The organism is Vibrio nigripulchritudo ATCC 27043, from assembly GCF_000222685.1.
GTDB lineage: Bacteria > Pseudomonadota > Gammaproteobacteria > Enterobacterales > Vibrionaceae > Vibrio > Vibrio nigripulchritudo.
Genome location: NZ_AFWJ01000300.1, coordinates 76,496 through 96,855 on the forward strand (window position 1 = coordinate 76,496; position 20,360 = coordinate 96,855).

General features: G+C 45.5%; 17 protein-coding genes. 10 read left to right on the forward strand and 7 right to left on the reverse strand.

All coding sequences use genetic code 11. The features are described 5' to 3' along the window. The first annotated feature begins 9 nt into the window (after positions 1-9). Complete coding sequence (gene aroC, locus RH89_RS24650; RefSeq protein WP_004407965.1) at positions 10-1,095, forward strand: chorismate synthase; 1,086 nt, start codon at positions 10-12, stop codon at positions 1,093-1,095. Positions 1,096-1,184: 89 nt separating this feature from the next. On the opposite strand, the gene RH89_RS24655 is transcribed toward aroC, so the two are convergent. Further along, complete coding sequence (locus tag RH89_RS24655) at positions 1,185-2,096, reverse strand: LysR family transcriptional regulator (protein WP_004407966.1); 912 nt, start codon at positions 2,094-2,096, stop codon at positions 1,185-1,187. 107 nt (positions 2,097-2,203) lie between these two features. Here RH89_RS24655 and RH89_RS24660 point away from each other — a divergent pair, with 107 nt between their 5' ends. Beyond that, the gene (locus tag RH89_RS24660; protein WP_004407967.1) at positions 2,204-2,941 is read left to right on the forward strand and encodes an SDR family NAD(P)-dependent oxidoreductase; all 738 of its coding nucleotides are present in this window, start codon (positions 2,204-2,206) and stop codon (positions 2,939-2,941) included. Positions 2,942-2,985: 44 nt separating this feature from the next. Here RH89_RS24660 and RH89_RS24665 read toward each other — a convergent pair whose 3' ends face one another. Further along, positions 2,986-3,609, reverse strand: coding sequence for a trimeric intracellular cation channel family protein (locus RH89_RS24665; RefSeq protein ID WP_004407980.1), 624 nt, complete (start codon positions 3,607-3,609; stop codon positions 2,986-2,988). A gap of 213 nt (positions 3,610-3,822) precedes the next feature. On the opposite strand from RH89_RS24665, the gene RH89_RS24670 reads away from it, so the two are divergent. Next, complete coding sequence (locus RH89_RS24670; protein ID WP_004407981.1) at positions 3,823-4,353, forward strand: elongation factor P hydroxylase; 531 nt, start codon at positions 3,823-3,825, stop codon at positions 4,351-4,353. An 18-nt stretch (positions 4,354-4,371) separates the two neighbouring features. After that, a complete protein-coding gene (locus RH89_RS24675; RefSeq protein WP_004407982.1) occupies positions 4,372-4,641 on the forward strand; it encodes a YfcL family protein in 270 nt (89 codons plus the stop codon). Here RH89_RS24675 and RH89_RS24680 read toward each other — a convergent pair whose 3' ends face one another. The 3 genes from RH89_RS24680 to mnmC form a co-directional block, all read right to left on the reverse strand. Next, a complete protein-coding gene (locus RH89_RS24680; protein ID WP_004407983.1) occupies positions 4,642-5,067 on the reverse strand; it encodes a GNAT family N-acetyltransferase in 426 nt (141 codons plus the stop codon). A 26-nt stretch (positions 5,068-5,093) separates the two neighbouring features. Further along, positions 5,094-5,930 carry a phytanoyl-CoA dioxygenase family protein gene (locus tag RH89_RS24685; protein ID WP_004407984.1) on the reverse strand — a complete coding sequence of 279 codons (837 nt, stop codon included), beginning with the start codon at positions 5,928-5,930 and terminating at the stop codon, positions 5,094-5,096. A 144-nt stretch (positions 5,931-6,074) separates the two neighbouring features. Beyond that, the gene (gene mnmC / locus RH89_RS24690) at positions 6,075-8,087 is read right to left on the reverse strand and encodes a bifunctional tRNA (5-methylaminomethyl-2-thiouridine)(34)-methyltransferase MnmC2/FAD-dependent 5-carboxymethylaminomethyl-2-thiouridine(34) oxidoreductase MnmC1 (protein ID WP_004407997.1); all 2,013 of its coding nucleotides are present in this window, start codon (positions 8,085-8,087) and stop codon (positions 6,075-6,077) included. Positions 8,088-8,212: 125 nt separating this feature from the next. Between mnmC and fabB the strand changes: the two genes are divergently transcribed. Continuing rightward, entirely contained in the window at positions 8,213-9,424 is a 1,212-nt protein-coding gene (gene fabB, locus RH89_RS24695; protein ID WP_004407999.1) for a beta-ketoacyl-ACP synthase I, read from the forward strand. Positions 9,425-9,540: 116 nt separating this feature from the next. On the opposite strand, the gene RH89_RS28910 is transcribed toward fabB, so the two are convergent. Then, on the reverse strand, positions 9,541-10,266 hold the full coding sequence (locus RH89_RS28910) for a winged helix-turn-helix domain-containing protein (RefSeq protein ID WP_004408001.1): 726 nt from the start codon (positions 10,264-10,266) through the stop codon (positions 9,541-9,543). Positions 10,267-10,598: 332 nt separating this feature from the next. On the opposite strand from RH89_RS28910, the gene RH89_RS24705 reads away from it, so the two are divergent. Further along, positions 10,599-14,018 carry a hypothetical protein gene (locus RH89_RS24705; protein WP_004408003.1) on the forward strand — a complete coding sequence of 1,140 codons (3,420 nt, stop codon included), beginning with the start codon at positions 10,599-10,601 and terminating at the stop codon, positions 14,016-14,018. A 25-nt stretch (positions 14,019-14,043) separates the two neighbouring features. After that, positions 14,044-15,765 carry an O-antigen ligase family protein gene (locus RH89_RS24710; protein WP_004408005.1) on the forward strand — a complete coding sequence of 574 codons (1,722 nt, stop codon included), beginning with the start codon at positions 14,044-14,046 and terminating at the stop codon, positions 15,763-15,765. 40 nt (positions 15,766-15,805) lie between these two features. Here RH89_RS24710 and RH89_RS24715 read toward each other — a convergent pair whose 3' ends face one another. Next, entirely contained in the window at positions 15,806-16,780 is a 975-nt protein-coding gene (locus RH89_RS24715; RefSeq protein WP_206536151.1) for a hydroxyacid dehydrogenase, read from the reverse strand. 352 nt (positions 16,781-17,132) lie between these two features. Here RH89_RS24715 and RH89_RS24725 point away from each other — a divergent pair, with 352 nt between their 5' ends. The 3 genes from RH89_RS24725 (at position 17,133) to RH89_RS24735 (ending at position 20,297) form a co-directional block, all read left to right on the forward strand. After that, positions 17,133-18,149: a LacI family DNA-binding transcriptional regulator gene (locus tag RH89_RS24725; RefSeq protein ID WP_004408014.1), complete on the forward strand. Its 1,017-nt coding sequence runs from the start codon at positions 17,133-17,135 to the stop codon at positions 18,147-18,149. A gap of 108 nt (positions 18,150-18,257) precedes the next feature. Next, positions 18,258-19,247 carry a sugar ABC transporter substrate-binding protein gene (locus tag RH89_RS24730; protein WP_004408015.1) on the forward strand — a complete coding sequence of 330 codons (990 nt, stop codon included), beginning with the start codon at positions 18,258-18,260 and terminating at the stop codon, positions 19,245-19,247. Between the two features lie 72 nt (positions 19,248-19,319). After that, on the forward strand, positions 19,320-20,297 hold the full coding sequence (locus RH89_RS24735) for an ABC transporter permease (RefSeq protein WP_004408016.1): 978 nt from the start codon (positions 19,320-19,322) through the stop codon (positions 20,295-20,297). Positions 20,298-20,360 lie beyond the last annotated feature (63 nt).

Genomic DNA, 20,360 nt, shown 5'->3' on the forward strand with positions numbered 1-20,360 from the left:
AGGAAGTAAATGGCAGGAAACAGCATAGGACAACATTTTCGTGTAACGACATTCGGTGAAAGTCATGGCTTGGCACTGGGTTGTGTCATTGATGGTTGCCCCCCGGGTCTGGAGCTAAGTGAAGCCGACCTGCAAGGGGATCTGGATCGTCGTCGTCCGGGTACTTCTCGCTATACCACACAACGCCGCGAACCCGATGAAGTGAAAATCCTTTCTGGTGTCTTCGAAGGGGTAACAACGGGCACGTCTATTGGTCTTCTGATTGAAAACACAGACCAGCGCTCTAAAGATTACTCTGAAATTAAAGAAAAATTCCGTCCCGGTCACGCCGACTACACCTATCACCAAAAATACGGTGTACGTGATTATCGTGGCGGCGGTCGTTCTTCCGCACGTGAAACGGCGATGCGTGTAGCTGCTGGTGCCGTGGCAAAGAAATACCTTAAGCAGGAATTCGGTGTCGAAATTCGTGCGTATCTGTCCCAAATGGGCGATGTAAAAATCGACAAAGTGGACTGGAACGAAATCGAAAATAACCCGTTCTTCTGCCCTGATGTCGACAAGATTGATGACTTTGACCAGCTTATCCGCGATCTTAAGAAAGAAGGGGATTCGGTTGGTGCCAAGCTTCAGGTCGTCGCAACCAGTGTTCCTGTTGGTCTTGGTGAACCTATTTTCGACCGTCTTGATGCTGATATTGCTCACGCTTTGATGAGCATTAATGCCGTCAAAGGTGTTGAGATTGGTGATGGGTTTGATGTTGTGAGCCAGAAAGGCAGCCAGCATCGTGATGAACTGACTCCACAGGGCTTTAAGAGCAATCATGCGGGTGGCATCTTGGGTGGAATCTCAACAGGTCAGGACATCGTCGCGAACATTGCACTTAAACCAACATCCAGTATTACTGTTCCGGGTGAGACCATCACCAAAGCGGGCGAGTCCACGGAGCTGATTACCAAGGGGCGTCACGATCCTTGTGTGGGTATCCGAGCGGTGCCAATTGCCGAAGCGATGTTGGCTATTGTCCTTCTGGATCATCTGCTTCGTCATCGTGGTCAGAATCACGGTGTGACGACGGAAACCCCGAAAATCTAATGAGTTAGAATCCTGTTAAAGCGCTCTGATGAGCGCTTTTTTATTGCCTGAACAATTAGGGTCAACAGACCCTAGTTACGGTATTGGTACTATTGAAAATGGGGTGGTAGCAGGTTAGCTAGCTCTTCCCAGATCACCTTGGCAGCTTTAGAGCGTGTCGCTCGGCCCAAACACACCAATTGGACAGGTTGAGTACAGGTGACACTAAATGGCTCTAGGATTTGAATCAATTCACCCGTTTCCAATTCCTTTCTAATCAGCTGAGGATCAACCATGGTGATCCCTAAACCCGATTTCACCATTTCCATCAGTGCTCTGGCATCATCACAAATCAAGGTTTCACGAACCTGAACCGCCAGTGTGTTCCCCTCTGGGTTCTGAAAATGCCAGTAGCTGTGATTGCTGCTTTTGCTCTTGAATACCAGACACTGGTGCGCCTCCAGATCTTCAGGGGTTAAAGGTGTTCCATGAGCACGCACATAGTCCGGGCTGGCGACGCAAACCAAACTCTTATCACCAATTTTTCTAGCCAGCATAGGAGAGTCGGGCAAGTTGCCAACTCGAATCGCAATGTCTACCAGTTCTTCCATAAGGTCGACATAGCTGTCGGTAAAACTCAGTTCCAGTACAATTTTGGTGTAACGGGTTTTCAACTCCTGAACGTGTGGAAGCAAATACTGATGACCGATTAAGGTAGAGCAGCTGATTTTTACCTTCCCCGAAGGTTCTGATTGCTGTGCGGAAACAAACGTCTCTATCCCGTTAAGCAGCGTAGGCAACCCTTCAGAAATACAAAGTAGCTGCTGTCCACTTTCTGTAATCACCAGCTTGCGCGTGGTTCGCTGGAAAAGTCTTTGCCCAACGAGCGATTCTAGCTGGCTGATTTTCTTGCTTACTGAAGACCTTGGCACGTTCAAAGCGTTTGCGGCGGCCTGAAAGCTACCTTGCGATGCCACTAATCGAAATACAGGAATATAAGGTAATAGCTTGTGAGTATTCATAAGTATTGGTGCAATTATGGAAACAAAATGTTGATTAATTGGTGTCTATTTGTTCCTTAAACGATGCGCTAGTCTGAGCACATAATCAACATCAAGGAGAGAAAAACATGAATTCAGGAAAAATTCTTATCACTGGCGCAACTGCGGGTATTGGTCTGGCAACTGCTCAATCTTTGAGTCAACAAGGTTATGAACTGGTGATTACAGGAAGAAACCCAGACAAGCTTGCCAGTGTTGCGAATTCGTTAGACAGCAGTAAGGTGACGCCAATTTTGTGTGACAGTGAAAATGTTGAGGATGTTCAGTCTTTAGGTGAAGCGCTGGTCGGCAAAGGCATAACTCTTGATGGTCTTGTACTGAATGCAGGTGTGTACTTCCCGAATGAGCTGGAAAGTACGACTTTGGAAGCCTTTGACCATACGATGAATATTAACTTCCGAGGTCCGTTTTTTACTTTGCAGTCCTTGTTACCCGTTATGAATCCGTCGTCGAGTATCGTTATGGTGTCCAGCCTTGTGGTCAAGAAAGCCTTCCCGACGTCTTCTCTTTACGCAGCCAGTAAAGCCGCGCTTGAAGGTTTAGTCGGAGGACTGAATCTGGATTTAGCAGAGAAAGGCATTCGAATTAATAGTGTCAGACCAGGAGTGACAGCCACCGAGATTCAGGGCAAAGCAGGTGCTGATGAGGAAGCCATAAATGGACTGAAACAGATGATGGCGTCTACACCTCTGGGCAGAATACTAGAAACGTCAGACATTGTACCTGCGATTGAATACCTTCTTTCCCCAGCATCGGTTGGGATGAGAGGGGTAACGATGGACGTTGACGCAGGGCACGCAATTTAGAAGCGAAAAGAGCGACTGGCGGCATCAACCGCCAGTCGTTTGAATTAATGCAGTGAGCCTTCTGTTTCGAGTTGGAAAGAAGGCAGTTTCCATTTGAACCTGACTGCCGCCATTCGCAATAAATAGCCAGCAACAAGGGTGACAACGGTGCTGGTGACCTCATTGATACCGAAATGCAGAAGTGTCAGATAAAGCACCGAAGCGGACAAGGCAACCGAGGCGTAAAGCTCTTCGTGAAGCACCAGAGGCGATTGCCTACAAATCAGGTCACGCAACAAGCCACCAAACACGCCCGTAACCACCGCAGACACCACACAGATGATTGGGTGCAATCCCATATTCAGCGCTACTTTAGTGCCGATAATACTGAATACAATCAACCCAAGTGCATCCAAGCGGATAAACAGCCCTTTTAATTTAATAACCCACTTTGCAATGCCAGTCGTTACGACACCCGCAACGCAGGTGATGACCAGAAATTCCGGATTCTTCACCCAGGTTAAAGGGTAATGCCCAAGAAGAATATCGCGCACAGTTCCGCCGCCTATTGCAGCTGCACTGGCAACAAACATAACACCAAACCAATCCATGTTTTTTCGACCCGCGCTGAGTGCGCCAGTCATCGCTTCCGCTGTGATACCTAAAACATAAAGCGTGCTTAACAGCATGGTTCCAGATCCAGCTAATCAGAGATGTAAAAAATGAGCGGCAATTCTAGTGTTAAATCGATTCTCTGGCGAGAAAAAAATCGTATGGAGTATGGTTTTTAAAGTAAGTTGTTCACGCGCTGAATAACAAAGCCAGCAGCGAGACGTAAATTGGGTTTACAAACCGGAAAATCCAAGGAAAATACACGTCAGAATTCACGCCACTAAAGATTTATGTCGCACCAATACTCCGATCTTATCGATATTTTTAATCGTACCTTTTCCGGTCCATTCAATACTAAGCTTGAGTTGGGCGGGGATGAGCCTATTTACCTTCCGGCAGATAAAGAAAAAAACTACCACCGCATTGTGTTTGCCCGTGGGTATTATGCGTCTGCCATGCACGAGATCGCGCACTGGATGGTGGCAGGACCAGAACGTCGTTTACTTGAAGATTTTGGTTACTGGTATGAGCCGGATGGCCGCACAGAAGAAGTTCAGGCTGCGTTTGAAAAGGTAGAGGTTCGACCGCAAGCCTATGAGTGGATTCTGTCCCAAAGTGCGGGCTTTCCTTTTACGGTGAGTTGTGACAATCTACACGGCGATTTTGAGCCCGACCGATTGGGCTTTATGGCGAAAGTGCATCAGGAAGTGCTCAGCATTCTTGAAACGGGGCTTTCCCCCAGAATGAAAAGCTTATCCGACGCCTTGCGTCAATTTTACCAAACTGCTCCGCTCAACCCTGAGCAGTTCCAAGTGAAGTAACCAAAGTAAGAGACCACAATGATCCTAGAATACGAAGAAAAAATGCTAGAGCTGATTGATTCAAAGGTGGAGACGGCGTCTGACGACGAACTTTTCGCTGGTGGTTACTTAAGAGGTCATATTTCTTTGTCGGCAGCCGATTGTGAAGCGGCGGGCGAAACAGAAATTGAGCAGTTAACAAAACGCATTGAAGAAAGCTTAGAAAATGCGAGATCAGAACTAACCCCATCAGATCGCATTTTGGTGAGTGACCTATGGGCTCAGCTTCACGAAAGTGTGCTGAACTAATTAATCGCCACTGTTTTTCTTTTCAAATACGCACTGAGTTTTATTGATTTTAAAGCCCAGCTTCAGATAAAACGAGTGCGTATCTTCCCTTTCAGAATGACATCTGACTCGCCACTTTCCTTTGTGTACCTCAGTCGCATGTTCAACCAGCGCTCTTCCAACACCATGTCCTCTAACATCAGGATGAACGACCATTCCTCCTATTTCGATAAAGCTTTCAGATGCCAGTCTCTGGGCGTAAAAGCAATGTAACCAACCCACTAGCTTACCGTTTAGTTGAGCGACATAAACCCTGTCATGATTCGAATTCAGTAAGGCTTTTAGCCTTTGTTCTGCGACAGATACGCCTTCATCCTGATAGCCGAGATATTGGGAAAGCGCATGAATGTTTGCCGAATCTGACAATTTTGCGAGCCGGATGATCATTATTGGTGTCCTTAAATCAACATACTCTAATCGAAGCCTCTGAGTGGCAGGGTGTCGGATTGAAGCCAGTTTTCTTTGGCGTAACTGGCGTCGCCATCGGTGACATGCAAAGTATAGGCTTGTCTGGATTTGGATGAGCGATTTGGTGCACTGTAATGGGGAAGCAAACCCTGAAATATAACCAAGCTGCCTGCTTTCACTTCTACAGGTTCTCCACTGGTTTCATTTGGCCAGGGGGTTTCATCTAAAGGCACCATAGTAGTGGTATCACCGTCTCGATTGAACCTCTCTCTCAACGGTCCATTATGACCTTTGGGTTCTACCCACAGACAACCGTTGTCCAGGTTAGCATCTTCGATCGCAAGCCAGTAAGTGACGACGCTTTGAGGAGTGGTGTAGAAAAACGTCGCGTCCTGATGCCAGTTTACAACCCCGCCAATTTTGGGCTGCTTAAAGATGTACATCGACTGGCGTATTTGTGGTGTTAACATACCTATGTCGTAGGCAATGTCTCCAAGGGCTGGCAGATGACTGAAGGCTCTAAACACAGGGTCAAGTTCGTGTAACGCATGCCCGATTTTATTGATGCAGAGCGATTTCTCATCGACAAGATTGCCATGACGATCAAAGGCTTCTTCCTCAAAAAAACAGCGGATCTTTTCTGCGGAATCGAGAAAATAGAGATCACCCGAACGTGAGTTATTGTTAGTGGTGAAGATGGAGGTATCGGAGGTGGGTTTCCATTCATCGACAATTTTAGCCGCCTGAGCTTTCAGTTCCGCAAGAGTTTCAGGAGAAATCACTTGGTCGAGAACCAAAAATCCTTCTTCATGATATTGCGCAATTTGCTCTTGGCTTAACATCCACTTTCCTTCCCAGAAACTGCCTGAATTTTGTTCAATATAGTGACTAGGTACTTAATTGTAAAAGGTAAGTGGCGACGATTGTGATTTTGAGAAGAAAATAAAAGGTGCCCTTACTCGTTGAATTCAGGACACCCAAAAAAATTATCGCTCGGTAATGGCTTTGCCTTTACGCAGTCTTCTGACCCACATTCTCGATGGGTGCAGGTCATTTAATGTTTCGACTGGGAATGGCATGGGGTCACCACAGATTTGAGATGCCAGTAATTCAGCAAGAAGTGGTGCAGAACTCAGACCGCGAGAGCCTAAGCCAATCATGCAATACAAATCCTGATATATCGGGGTTTCCGTTACCTTATTCTCATCTTGCTTTTGCAGATCCGCGTACTCTTTCAAAATGGTTTTGTAATCTCCCACGGCACCGACAAACGGCAGATGATCTCGGGTGACACAGCGAATCCCCTGCCGTGACTGATTACCAGACGTATCGGCTTCTTTTGACCATGCCTGATTTGGCACGCAGCGCCTGAGTTTTTCAGCATTGTCTATCTGAGCTGATTCATCAAACAACTTATCGATGTTAGCCCTGTCGTAACTTGCGCCTATACAGTGCTCCATGTTCGCAGGGTTATGAGGGGTCATGTAACCGTCGTAGCAGAGCACAGTTTTGAGCTGTTTAAGTGAATCTGTAGTCGGGATATGGCTGACTTGCCCTTTAACTGCCGATGCCGGAATGGTGTCTGCCTGAACAAACTGATTGAACAGATAACCGTTCGCTACAACCACTACCTGATGTTCGAATTTCTGGCTTTGTGAATGAAGTGTCCATCCTGACTCAGTCTTTTCTAATTTGTCTATTTCAGTCTGAAAGTGACAGCTAAGCCGATTTTGGTTCTCGAGGTTCTCGATGATTCCACGGGTCAATTGCTGAGGGCATAACCAGCCCCCTAATGGGTAATGGACACTCTCCATATCGAAAGTCATGCCCGTTTTTTCGCTAGTCTCTCTCGCATCCAGTTTGTGGATCAAATCGCTCGAAAAGTGACCGAGTAACATTTTGTCGAGTTTAGCGGCTGCTTTCTCATTCCAAGCTAGTTGAGTGACGCCACACCAGTCATGATCGAAATCGACAGTTTCACTCATTTGTTCAGCAAACTGACGGGCGAAGAGAAACGCAGGAGCAAACACACGCGACATTCCGGTGTGAGTACCATTAAGGAGCGGATACACTGCCCCTTGTCGGTTCCCTGATGCTTCTTCGGCGGGAATGGCATCTTTGCAATAAAGTGTTGTTTTGATGCCACGACGGGCGAGGGTTTGCGCCAGAGTGGCGCTGGCGATCCCACCGCCTATGATAGCAATGTCAGATACATTCGGCGTATTCTGGCGAGCCAGCCAAGGTAGAAGGTTAGTGATGGGTGTTTTTTCTTCCAAGGAACCAGCAATCATCTCGCGTTTGGTGCCAAAACCTTTCACCTTCTTCATAGAGAAGCCGGCTTCAATAAGACCCCTACGCACAAAACCCGCAGCAGTAAAAGTGGCACAACTGCAATCTTGTCTGGCGAGTTTTGCCATGCCATCAAACAAGTTCTGATTCCACATCTCCGGGTTTTTACTGGGTGCAAATCCGTCCAGGAACCAGGCATCGACTAAACCTTCTTTTGGCGTTGGCACGCTAGGCATACAGTCTTTGATGTCACCAAACCATAGATCCAAGGTTATCGCTCCGTCCGCCAGAACGATGCGATGGCAGTCTGGCACCGCAATCGGGTAGTGCGCTTGTAGCTGGCTCGCATAGTCCGCCAGTTCTGGCCAGGGTTCGTGCGCTTTTTTAAGGTCATCACGAGTGACAGGGAATTTCTCGAAGCTAATAAAGTGCAGCTCTTTTAATGCAGAATCTGGGTTTTCTTTTCTAAAAGTATCAAACCACTGCCAGAGCGCGAGAAAGTTTAGCCCGGTTCCGAACCCGGTCTCTGCAACCACAAAACGTCGGTGTTCAAAGTTATGCCAGCGTTGAGGAAGCTGGTTTTGAGTAAGGAAAACGTATCGAGTTTCTTCCAGACCATTGACGTTAGAGAAGTAGACGTCATCGAATTGATCAGACACAGGTGTTCCGGCTTCATTCCAGCCGAGGACTGCATTCTTAATGGATGTCATAGTGGTAAGATCTTGGGTAAATGTGCGAGACTATCGCGGATTGTACGTATTTCTGGGAAAGCTGACCACTTTTGCGTGGCAACTTAGTTATTATTCTACGGATTTTTGAATTATAGGAATGTCTCATGAAACGAGCCGTAATCACTGGTATGGGTATTGTCTCCAGTATCGGTAACAACGTCGAAGAAGTATTAGCGTCATTGAAAGCGGGTAAATCAGGCATCAACGCATCTGAGCAGTTCAAGGAAAAAGGTCTGCGTTCACAGGTGTGGGGTGATCTGAAAATCAACCCTGCTGAGCACATCGACCGCAAAAAAATGCGCTTTATGGGTGATGCTGCAGCTTACGCATACCTTTCGATGGAGCAGGCTATTGCAGATGCAGGTTTGACTGAAGAGCAGGTTTCTAACGACCGCACAGGTATTGTTGCGGGTTCTGGTGGTGCATCGTCGCTAAACCAAGCAGTAGCGGTGGATACACTACGTGAAAAAGGCGTTAAGCGTATTGGCCCTTACATGGTACCTCGTACTATGTCTTCAACTGTTTCAGCGTGTCTTGCAACACCGTTCAAGATTCGCGGCGTGAACTACTCAATGAGTTCTGCATGTGCAACTTCTGCACACTGTATTGGTCACGCGCTTGAGCTGATTCAACTGGGTAAACAAGACATCGTATTCGCAGGTGGTGGTGAAGAGCTGGACTGGACTCTGACCATGATGTTTGATGCGATGGGTGCACTTTCAACTAAGTACAACGATACGCCAGAAAAAGCGTCTCGTACTTACGATGCTGACCGTGATGGTTTCATCATCTCTGGTGGCGGCGGTATGGTTGTTATCGAAGAGCTTGAGCATGCACTGGCGCGTGGCGCAACTATCTACGGTGAAATCGTAGGTTACGGCGCAACTTCAGATGGCTACGACATGGTCGCGCCTTCTGGTGAAGGTGCAGTACGTTGTATGAAGATGGCAATGCAAGATGTTGACGGCGTTGATTACATCAACACACACGGTACTTCTACACCTGTTGGTGATGTGAAAGAGCTAGGTGCGATTCAGGAAGTGTTTGGTGGCAACAGCCCGGCTATTTCTGCAACGAAAGCAATGACTGGTCACGCACTGGGCGCTGCGGGTGTACACGAAGCTATCTACACTACGCTAATGCTTCACCACAACTTTGTTGCACCAAGCATCAACGTTGAGAACCTGGACGAAGCAGCTGAAGGTCTGGACATCGTGACTGAAGCGCGTGATCAAGAGCTGAATACGGTTATGTCGAACAGCTTTGGTTTCGGCGGCACAAACGCAACCTTGGTAATGAAGAAGTACCAAGGCTAAGAGTTTCCAGAGCTGGTTGGCATTGCTAACCGAACAGACGCGGAAAGTTCCCCAAGGAGAGCGGGGTTCAGTCCTTTTGTTCTGGAGTTTACCGGTCTCAATTGAGACCGGTTTTTTTATTCTGGTTCCCTGACCAGCATGTAGCCTTTTCCCCTCGACGTAACGATGTACTGCGGCATTTTTGGATTGTCGTCTATCTTTTTGCGCAATCTGCCTATCAGCATATCTACAGAGCGACTAGACATAGGATGCCGCTTCTTCCCTAGCGCTAATGAAAGCTCTTCACGAGATGAAAACTTCCCTTGGTTTCCGATTAGGTGCAAAAGCAAAGTATGCTCGCCATCCGTCAGGGTTCTATTGAAATGTCTGGATCGCAACTCTCTTGTTTCTAAGTGGAGAGAGTACTTGCCAAAACTCACATGGTTGCTTGAATTTACGCTGGAACGATACTGTTTCTGTATTACATTAACCACTCTCAGTAGCAGTTCTTCCGGTGAATAGGGAGGAAAAAGAAAGTCGTCTGCTCCGGAATTCATAATTGACGCGCCATTGCTCTTATCTCTAAAAATAATAACAGAGCTAATTCCGATCTCTCGAATAAACTGGTTAATCCTATTTAAATCTGTTCTCGACGTTAATGCTCTGTCTATTAAAATAGCACTTAAGTTAAGATTTTTTATTAATGAAATATTTCTGAATATTTCTGCGTTGAAATCTTCAAGAGACGTAAAATACATGCTGACCTTAATGTTCTCTATATAATGTGATGTCGATTCCTTGCCAAAATTTCTGTCGGTGATGTATGCCACGTTATATTGTATGGTCTCGAAATCCGATTTCATAAAGCCTTCCCCCAAAAATGCTGTGAATTAGTTGTAAATATTCTTAGGCATCTCGCACATATTACGGAAGAGAATTCAGTTTTCTTGAGTAACCGAATGTAACATCAAATATTTAGAACAATAAACAGAGCTATATCTAAAAATAATATGCCTTCTTATATATCTCCCTCTCATTGTAAATAGCTGAAAGTAACACATTGTAAATTCTATAGGTAACATATTGTAAATATAAAAAGCATTTCTTTTACATAGGTATATATTTCATTGGCAATTTGAAATTAAACCTCGAATTCATTTTCGAAATTTATTTTTAGCCAATTGAGAGTACGAATATGAAACAAAAAGGAATATTTTATTTAATATATGCAGTGATGATCTCCATGGTCATCACTGCATGTGGAGGCGGTGGAGGTGATGATGGAACAAGCCAATCCGTCAGTGATACCTCTAGAAAAGGCAGCTTACAACTTGTGCTGAAAGATGAAACGAATGCCAGCCAGTTTGAAACTGTTTCAGTTGAATCTGCTCAACGGACGTCTCGGGCTTTTGGCTTTGAAAGTCAATCATCTGGGGTTAACTCATTCTCATCTCAATCTGCAGTGGAAAGTAGCTCATTATCCCCTGGCTCAGTAACAACAAATGAACCAGCTCTCGATCTAAATCTGGACACATTCAGAATTAAAGGAGAGGGACCTGCTGGCGAATCATTTAATACCGTCGTCAGGGGTCGTGGGGCACGTCAAATTGAAGGGCTGGTCGCGGGGAACTGGACCATCACAGTTATTGCACAAGATGTTAACGGCTTAGAATTTGCGCGTGGTAGCCAAGCTGTGACAGTACGACCTTCGGAAGTAACTCCTTCATTTATCGAGGTAGTTATGGCTCAAGGTAAAGGTAGTTTTGACTTTGCGATTGAGTGGCCAAAAAACATTGCATTGACACCTAAAGTTACAGCAGAGCTGCGCTCAACGAGCGGTAACGTGGTTTCTGTACTGGATACAAATGTAACTTCGAAAGATGCAAATAACTGGGTGGCAAGTGCTTCATTAAGTAATCAGGTAGATTCAGGTTATTATGCGTTGGTGTTTACTATTCACGACGGTAACTCCACCAATGCTAAAGCGCATTTAGCGACAGGTTTTGCTGAGACGGTTCGTATTATTAAAGGACAGTCAACTTCGGTAAAACAAACGTTGAAAGGAGTGAAAGGTGTTGGTGAAATTGATCTGAATATTGAGCTTAAGGTAAACAACTCACTTCCTATTGAAATTACGAATGCTGATGTATTACCAAGTTCGTTTGCGTTTGATACAGCGACGAGTTACACCGTTGAAGCCGATGTTCCTAGTTCAGATTCTAGCCACGGCAACATTGTAAAAACTTGGTATCTAAACGGTCAGTTGGTAGGGATAGGACCAACATTTACGATCGACCCTGCCAATACCCCTCTGGTGAACAACTACTTTGGTCATTACCTCAAAGGCCACTATCGCTTAGATGTGATAGGTGTTACGCCGACGGGTGAGAGAAGTGGATCGGCGAGATATGAATTTTCAGTAACGGGTGATCAAATTTCCATTGGTCAAAAAGGATCAATTGTTGGTCAAGTCTTCCTGAACCTTGCTAGTTCTAAACCACATTCAAGCTCTGTCAGCAACCTTGAAGTGAACCTTAAAAATGACACGGGTGTGGTTATTCAAGGTGCAGTTGGACTCTTGGACTCCAACGGAAAATTTGGCGGTCAAGACATTCCGGCTGGCGATTATGCGTTAGAGATAAAATTGGGAGAATCTTATCTTCCTTACCATGCGCCAGTTACGATTGAGCCTGGGGTTTTAACAGATCTGGATATTATTCAGCTATTACCAGGGTCTACCTCTTCTGTATCAGCTACAGCGGCGTCAAGTATCCCACTCGGGAATGGTGCATCTATCTCGTTTCCTGCGAACGCCTTTACGGGTGTGACGAGCGGTAATGTTACGGTTTCTCATCGTTCAGTTAATCCTTCAGACTCTGCTTTCCTAGAAGCTTTCCCTGGCGGCTTTACTGGAATTGAAACAGATGCTAATGGTGTCCCAACAGGTGAAGCTGAAATAATTTCATTTGGTGTTATCGGCGCAGATATAAGAGACGCTTCTGGAAACGAGGTTACATTAGCATCACCAGCAACAATCAAAATTAAAGTAGCAAACCCTGCAACGGCACCTACATCACTGCCATTGTGGCACTTAAATGAATCCACTGGTAAATGGACGCAAAAAGGTGTCGCAAACCTTGATGGTGACCATTATGTAGGCACAGTTGAGCATTTCAGCTGGTGGAACTTTGATTACTCATGTGGTCCGGAGGGTGCATTACGTTGTCCCTATATAAGTGTAAGCTTTGACGTAGTTGACGTACACGGAAACCCTGTTCCATATGCAAAGGTTAAAGTGTCAGGATCGGGTACTTTTGCATCTCAGAAAACAGTGACCGCAAATAGTTTAGGTAAAGCATATGCAAGCCTAATGTTCTCACCACAAGCGATTGAGGATAAATGGGAATCAATTTCATACTCCATTTCTGCACAACAAAGTCGACCGAATGCGAATGGAACACTTCTGAGCAGTAAACCGACTTCAATGGAGTTTTACCTAGATCATGCTTCAGGTCGAAGTAAGCGTTACACCAAAAAAATCGTTTTAGGAGAAGATGCCCCTTACCTAACCGTAAAGTCAAAGTACCGTGATATTGAGAACCAAGATGTATGGAGAGCTATCGAGAATGATAGCGCGCCAATCAAAGTTATTCAGCCAACTGGGTCTGCGACTAGCTCTGAAACGGGTATAGAAATTAAAAACTCAGGTAAGTCTGAGCTGACTATTTCTGGTTTCAACTTCCGAACTACAGATGGAAAGAGCTTGCCTTCCGACTGGTCACTGAGTGTTAGCAACTTGCCTCCAAAACTGGATCCAGAAAATACACATATTTTCAACGTTAAGTATCAAGGTACCGATTGGGATCTAGCTCGAGCGACATTGGAGATTGTAAGTGATGACCCAACAGGGAATGCTCTTATTCCTTTAGTTGCTGTGCCTACTCCAATTCCAGGTCACAGAGCCATTGTCATTGAAAACAAAACACTTTCTACCATGTCGACATTTAGTGGTCGTGTAGGTTATAGCACAATGTTAGATCCGTATGCTCCTAGCAATCCGTACGCACCGTCTAACCCTTATGCCCCTACAAACCCATACGCACCAACAAATCCATATGCGCCTGCGGACCCTTACGCTGAGCCGAAGACGATTCAATCGTTCTATGGATATAGCTCGAACTCCTCTTCCAGTGCTCAGAAGGGTTCGAGTACTTATGGTCCTTACGAGTACCGTGCGCTATTTGCATTTGATTTAACTGCTATTCCAACAAATGCGAGAATCTTGAGTGCGAGATTGGAGAACAATCGAAATGTAGGCAATGCGGTTAATTTGTATGAAGGTACACAATCAGAATACCCGAACAACGAATCTGCAAAAGAGGACTTCGAATTTAGATGTGATGTAGGTATTGCACCTGAAAATTGCCCTCTGGGTCAGTTAGCAACTGGTAACTCGCCAGTGAAATTGAACTTCGGTGAACGTGGTATTGAAGAAATTCGCGATGCTATAAACAGCGGAGAAATCTTGAAAATTTCAGCATCTATTGCTGATGAAACTGGGTACCAGTGGTTTAGGTTCCAAGATTTAAAACTGGTTATCGAATTCGGTTATTAAATTTATCTCATTATAAGGGAGCACTATGCTCCCTTCTTTTACAATTATGTCTAGATTGATTAAACAATTTACATATCGAGATAGCGGCATTTGGCTGGTGCTTTTACCTATCACCATTGCTATCACGACATGTGTCCATTGGAATGGATACTTTTATAGTCATGACGTACCTAAATGGCTATTTATCGATGTACTATTGTCGATGTTCGTTCTTTCAAATCTAAGGAAATTGGCTTGTAAGTTATCCTACATAAGCTTTTTATTTGGCGCTACGGCGTATTGGATTGTGACCAGCTTTGTTTGGTCTAGTCATGTTTACGCTGGTATTGAGTTTCTATTTCGCTTTGTGTTATTTGGTCTTTCCTTTTCACTACTTGTAACGATTTACAACAGAGAACAGCGCAAAAATTTACTGCTAAGCTCTTCGGTGCTTTCTGCCACTCTTTTCTCTATTACTTTTTTTATCGAACGTTGGATGAATATTCCTGTGAATAATGGTGCGTTCACACCAATTGGATTTACTAACAATGCAGGACATATTTTCAACATCTGGATTCCGGCTCTATGCTATATCGCATGGTGTAACAGATTTAGGTTTGTATGGTTACTGGGAGTTTCTTTCGTCTTATTAAGCGTGCTGCACGTTCTGAATATCTCCCATATCAGAACTACCGTTATTGCTCTGGCTTTGGGTGGGCTTGTTTTTCTACTCTTGCAGTCAAGACATTTGTTTAAGCGAGGCAACCTATCTCTTCGAATGCCGCTGGTGGTTATTGGAATTGCATTATTAGTAGGGAATTCCACTTCACAATCATCATTTGCTCTTCCTCATACACTTTCTGCTTCAGTTAGTGCTATTGAAGAGCCCTTAGATAGCTATCGCCCTAGGCTAAATATGGTTCTCAATAGTTGGGATATGCTAAAGGAAAATCCATTTGGAGTAGGGGCAAACAATTTTGAGTTCCAGCATCCAGAGTACGCAAAAGTTGGCACTCATCAGGCTTCTGAATACGTAAGTGAAAAACAAATATTAAAAACACCGCATAACTTTCTAGCCAAGGTATTTACCGAACTCGGTTGGATCGGTGGAATCTTGTTTTCGCTAATCTACCTATGGCTTATCGTTAAAGCTTTCCAATTAACGATAGCAGAACCCAAATTTTGGTGGGTATTTGTCGCGCTATTCGCCTTTTTAACCCATTCACTTTTGAGCCAAGTTTTTCTCTCTCCGATGAGCTACATATTTGCAATACTGCTGTTTGCTGTACTTATTAGAGACAAACAAGAAGCAACTACAACGGAACGGAGTAACAAGTTCGCTTTACCCTCGATGGCAATATTTGCACTCATTGTGCCCGCATTGAGCTTCATAACCACAGTTTCTCATTTTTACCACTATCAGGGGGTCTCAAGCCAAAACATAGAAAAACTGGAGAAGTCAGTTTCCATTTATCCGGGAAATGAAGCAGCATGGCTTGAGTTGTCTATGGCGTACTTTTATGGTCCTAAGGATTTGGATTCAGCGATAACTGCTTCGGAGAGTTTTCTTTCTCTCAACCCCAATCATATATACGGTCGTCATTTCTACGGTATGTTACTTGTCTACAACAAAGACTGCGCGAAAGCTGTTCAAACATTAGGTGGGTTGCTTAAGTACTACCCGAGTTACAAAAAAGCTGAACATTTATTCAACCAGGCGCAAGATTGTAGCCTGCGTCAGCAAAATGAGTTACTGAGCTCTCGATAAATTGACTGGTCTCATTGAGACCAGTCTCAAACAAGTCAATCTAATTCGTCGACACTGGCTTGGAACGCATTCTTGAAACGGTTTCGCGTTCGGCGCGTTTGCATCTTTGTGGGGGTAAGCTTTGGTCGAGAAGCTTGAGATCTTCCATGACCATTTCACCCATATTAAGAAACGCGACATCCAAAGCGCCTGCTCGGTGGGCGGATCGGACAAAGCCTTCCAGGTTGCGAACCGGATGGTCTAAGGGTAGGGGTTCTTCAGGGAACACATCACTGGCTGCGATGATGTGTTTTGACTCAACAGCGTCCATCAAATCTTCAAAGTTGACGATGTTAGCCCGGCTGAGAAGAATAAACGCGGAGCCTGCTTTCATCTTGCTGAAAGCACTCTTATTCAGAAAATGTTGGTTCTCGCTGGTTACGGAGGCAACAACAAAAATCACATCACTTGTCGATAGCAACGTATCCAGATCAGCGGGTGTGACTTCGTGTTCTTTAAGAAGAGATTCCGGTAACCATGGATCGTAGGACTGAACTTTCGCCCGAAATCCTTTAAGCAGTTGATTGAGTGCTTTGCCTAAATCACCAAAACCAATGATTCCGACGGTAGCGCCCGATAGCAGACTGGCATTTGTATTTCCGTCGCCTCCCCAAAGTTCATTACCTTCTCTGAACATCAGGTCAGCGTTGATCAGATCTCTTTTCAACGCTAAGGCGAGTGCCACTCCAAGTTCAGCCACGGGAAGTGCGAATACCTGACCCGTTGTGACGACATGAATCCCCCTTTCGAATAGCAGAGGGTAGGGCATGTTATCGATAAGGTTACTCTCGACGTTAAAAATGCAGCGTAATTTTGACGCCTTCTGAATGAATTGCTCATCCAGTGGTGGCTGACCAATGATGTAGGTGATCTCAGAAATAATGTCATCGTTGAGGTCATTCACATCCTCACTTTCCATCTCAAGAATTCTGTATTGTTCAAAGAGCTGGGCTTTTCGTTCTGGTGAGAAAATCAAATCCAGTGTTCTGGGGTAAGGTGCGCTTACGATGAGGGGCGGTTATCTAGCGTCATATCCATTTCCTTTAACCGTTAAATTGAAACTGCCCAAGCTTGTTAAAAACATTGGGTTAAGAAGCAGCTATCCCCGGAAAAATGAATCAGTGGAATCCATGCACACTCAAATCATAGAAGAAAGCCGCTTGTTGCAAAATTGTAAAAAAATGAAAATAAATCGATTTACTTTTGGGTTGTTTGGTTATAATTTAACCCAAATGATAAAAAAGTAAATCGATTTATTTTTGAGGTTCTGCGTTCAGAGTTTAAGATGGTTCGAAGAGAATAATAGATATACCAGCAAAGGATTATGCATGCCCCCATCGAAGAAAAGACCATCAATTTACGACGTTGCGAAAATGGCATCGGTATCTCCGGCCACCGTCTCTAAAGTGCTTCATGGCGTAACAACCGTCAAAAAAGCTAACGTGGAGCGCATTAACAACGCCATCGAGGTTCTAGGGTATCGACCTGATCCGATGGCATCGGACATGAGACGGGAAAAACGTCGAATTATTGGTGTTGTTGTCCCTGAACTGGCGGGAGAATTTTTTTCAAACCTTGTGGCAAACCTCGAAAGGTATGTGGAGAAACGGGGTTACACCATGGTCGCTATGTCGAGCAACGAATGTGAGTCTCGCGAGCAGCACCTGATTGAGCGGTTAGAGGACTGGCGTGTAGCGGGGATCGTGTTAGCACCAGTCACCAGCGAACAAGGCATGGGCTCTGTAATGCTGGAAAAGTCCGACATAGATGCGGTACTGATTGACCGTGTTACCGAAAACAAAACATTTGATACCGTCAGTGTTGATGACGTAAGTGCGAGTAAACAGGTGGCACAAAAGTTATGTGAAGACGGGCACAGACACATTGCCGTTGTTGGGATTAACAGAGACAGGGCGACGACAAAAAGAAGGGTAGAAGGGTTCTTGTCGGTGACTCGTAACTGGGATGAAAAAGTGACGGTCGACCTCATTCTTCCCGAAGACATTGGCGAACTAAAACAAACCCTGAGTGAATATCTGGACGATAAAAAGCCCAGCGCTATGTATTCACTGTTTGCAAAAAGCACATTGATGACTTTAACCGAGTTCCGGCGCAAACATATACATTGCCCTGATGATATCGGGCTAATCGGGTTTGATGATGCAGAGTGGATGCAGGTGACTTATCCGTCAGTGTCGGCAGTCATTCAGCCTGTAGAGCTTATTGCCAAGCGTGCAATTGGCGCGTTATTTAACAGAATTGAAGGTTTAAACACGTCAGCAACTGCGGTAATGGAGTATTGCGATGTCGTTTTTAGGGAGTCCACCAAAAAGGTGGAGCAGTAACGTTAGCAGAGGTATCAAGCCGGTTATCTGAGAATCAGATGATCAAGACTAGGAAGTCCGGAGCGATGTACACATTAATGCACGCTCCTAATCTCGAAGGAGTGAATTATGCAATTCAGTAAATTCAAAAAAATAAACCGATTTATTTTTTGTTTTTCAGCACTTTCGGTAGCCATTAGCTCACCTTTAGCGCATGCAGATGGGGAAGTTGGCGTACTAATGAAAACCCTTTCCAACCCATTCTGGGGAGCCATGGGACAAGGGGTAGAGGATGCAGCAAAATCATCCGGCACACCTTACTTCATTCAGGCTGTTGAAAGTGATCAGGCGGCGGAATCTCAACTCAACGTGTGTAATACCATGTTGCAAAGAAAACCCAGTGCTTTGATCACTGCGGCAATTAACTCCACCAACTTATTGCCGTGCCTTTCTAAAGCGCAGGAGCGCGGTATTCCGGTTGTCGATCTGGACGGTAACTTAGACCCAGACATCCTCAAGCGAGCCAAAATCGATATCGCATTCCAGATAGGTTCCGACAACATCGCTGCCGGTCAGCAAGCTGCTCAGTACCTGACAGAGCAACTGGGTTCGGGTGCGAAAGGTGCGGTACTCGTCATTGAAGGGCTGTCAGGCAACATTACTGGTCAAAAACGCGTGAATGGCTTCACCGATAAACTGAAGTCGATTGCTCCAGGGTTGAAAGTGGTTGCGAGCCTGCCGGGTGACTGGGACCGTGGTAAAGCGGCATCGATCACCAATGACATTCTGATTCGTCATCCAGACTTAGTCGGTATTTTTGCTGCAAACGACGGAATGGCGTTAGGTGCTGTGGAGTCTGTTTACGCAGCCGGTAAAGGCGGTCAAGTGACAGTTATTGGTGTAGATGGTAACTCGGATGCGGTGAAATCGATCCAGTCTGGTCGCCTGAATGCGTCGATTGCACAATTACCTTATCTGGTTGGTAAGCAGGCAGTGGAACGCGTGAAGAAAATCATGAATGGTGAATCTACAGAAAGTGTTATCCACGTCCCAACGCTTGTATTGACGAAAGAAGTCATGGAGAGCGGTAAGGAACCGCTTTTAGAATTTGTTAAATAGATAACTACCCCGTTCAGTGCACAGTGGCTCTGTGCGGGGTCACTTTCAATTGGAAAAACAAGGATGTATTTCATGCAGTCTGAGCATGCCTCTAATTTTTGGATTCGATGGCAAAAGACAACGGTAGACAGGTTTCATGTAAGACTTGAATCGTTGGTCGTTCTTTTAGGGCTCTGCGTCGTAATGACCGCGCTTTCTCCCTATTTCCTTTCTGTCGATAACTTTCTGAACATCATTCTGGCGACGGCGACCATTGGTGTGCTGGCTATTGCTGCCACCTTTGTGATCGGGTCGGGTGGGCTCGACCTGTCGCTAGGCTCCGTCATGGGGCTAAGTGGTGTGGTTGGCGCGACTTTGGCAGTCATGTTTGATAGCGCACTGATTGGCATTGCTGGTTGTTTACTCGCCGGTGCAATGGCAGGAGGTGTGAATGGTTTTCTAGTCACCAGAGCGAAAGTGCCAGCATTCATTGTAACTCTGGGAATGCTGGGGCTTGCCCGTGGTCTGGCACTTGTCATCACTGATGGTCGGGTCGTTTATGGGCTGCCAGATTTTCTGGTTTATCTTGGACAAGGCAGACCTTTTGGTATCCCAATGCCCGCTCTGCTGTTTCTTATTCTGGCGTTTTCGATGCACATCGTACTCGCGTATACCCGATTTGGTCGCCACACGCTAGCGCTGGGTGATAGTGAACAAGCAGTAAAAACTGCTGGTATCAACGTATCCAGACTGCGAATCACCCTTTATACGCTGTCTGGCATTCTGGCTGCTGTTGCCGGTCTGATTTTTATGGCAAGGGTGAACTCGGGCGACCCAACTGCCGGGTTGAGCTATGAACTTACCGCGATTACCGCCGCCATTATTGGGGGCACCAACTTGTTTGGTGGCAGAGGTTCGATTCTGGGCACTCTGATTGGGGCTCTGATCATGGGGGTGCTGCAAAACGGTCTCAACCTGCTTGCGGTGCAAAGCTACTACCAACAGATGGCCATAGGCGCAGTACTGATTTTTTGCCGTCTTCGTCGATCAGTATCAATCAAAGGAGAGTAAATAATGAGTCTTCTTAGATTACAGGGAGTGAAAAAGCACTTCGGTGCAGTGCAGGTTCTGCAT

Bases quoted from the DNA above. Each gene is read 5' to 3' on its own strand.
- RH89_RS24655 (WP_004407966.1), bottom strand. From the start codon at position 2,096: ATGAATACTCACAAGCTATTACCTTATATTCCTGTATTTCGATTAGTG.
- RH89_RS24685 (WP_004407984.1), bottom strand. From the start codon at position 5,930: ATGTTAAGCCAAGAGCAAATTGCGCAATATCATGAAGAAGGATTTTTG.
- fabB (WP_004407999.1), top strand. From the start codon at position 8,213: ATGAAACGAGCCGTAATCACTGGTATGGGTATTGTCTCCAGTATCGGT.
- RH89_RS24710 (WP_004408005.1), top strand. From the start codon at position 14,044: ATGCTCCCTTCTTTTACAATTATGTCTAGATTGATTAAACAATTTACA.
- RH89_RS24735 (WP_004408016.1), top strand. From the start codon at position 19,320: ATGCAGTCTGAGCATGCCTCTAATTTTTGGATTCGATGGCAAAAGACA.
- RH89_RS24670 (WP_004407981.1), top strand. From the start codon at position 3,823: ATGTCGCACCAATACTCCGATCTTATCGATATTTTTAATCGTACCTTT.
- RH89_RS24705 (WP_004408003.1), top strand. From the start codon at position 10,599: ATGAAACAAAAAGGAATATTTTATTTAATATATGCAGTGATGATCTCC.
- RH89_RS24680 (WP_004407983.1), bottom strand. From the start codon at position 5,067: ATGATCATCCGGCTCGCAAAATTGTCAGATTCGGCAAACATTCATGCG.
- aroC (WP_004407965.1), top strand. From the start codon at position 10: ATGGCAGGAAACAGCATAGGACAACATTTTCGTGTAACGACATTCGGT.
- RH89_RS24730 (WP_004408015.1), top strand. From the start codon at position 18,258: ATGCAATTCAGTAAATTCAAAAAAATAAACCGATTTATTTTTTGTTTT.
- RH89_RS28910 (WP_004408001.1), bottom strand. From the start codon at position 10,266: ATGAAATCGGATTTCGAGACCATACAATATAACGTGGCATACATCACC.
- RH89_RS24665 (WP_004407980.1), bottom strand. From the start codon at position 3,609: ATGCTGTTAAGCACGCTTTATGTTTTAGGTATCACAGCGGAAGCGATG.
- RH89_RS24725 (WP_004408014.1), top strand. From the start codon at position 17,133: ATGCCCCCATCGAAGAAAAGACCATCAATTTACGACGTTGCGAAAATG.
- RH89_RS24660 (WP_004407967.1), top strand. From the start codon at position 2,204: ATGAATTCAGGAAAAATTCTTATCACTGGCGCAACTGCGGGTATTGGT.
- RH89_RS24675 (WP_004407982.1), top strand. From the start codon at position 4,372: ATGATCCTAGAATACGAAGAAAAAATGCTAGAGCTGATTGATTCAAAG.
- mnmC (WP_004407997.1), bottom strand. From the start codon at position 8,087: ATGACATCCATTAAGAATGCAGTCCTCGGCTGGAATGAAGCCGGAACA.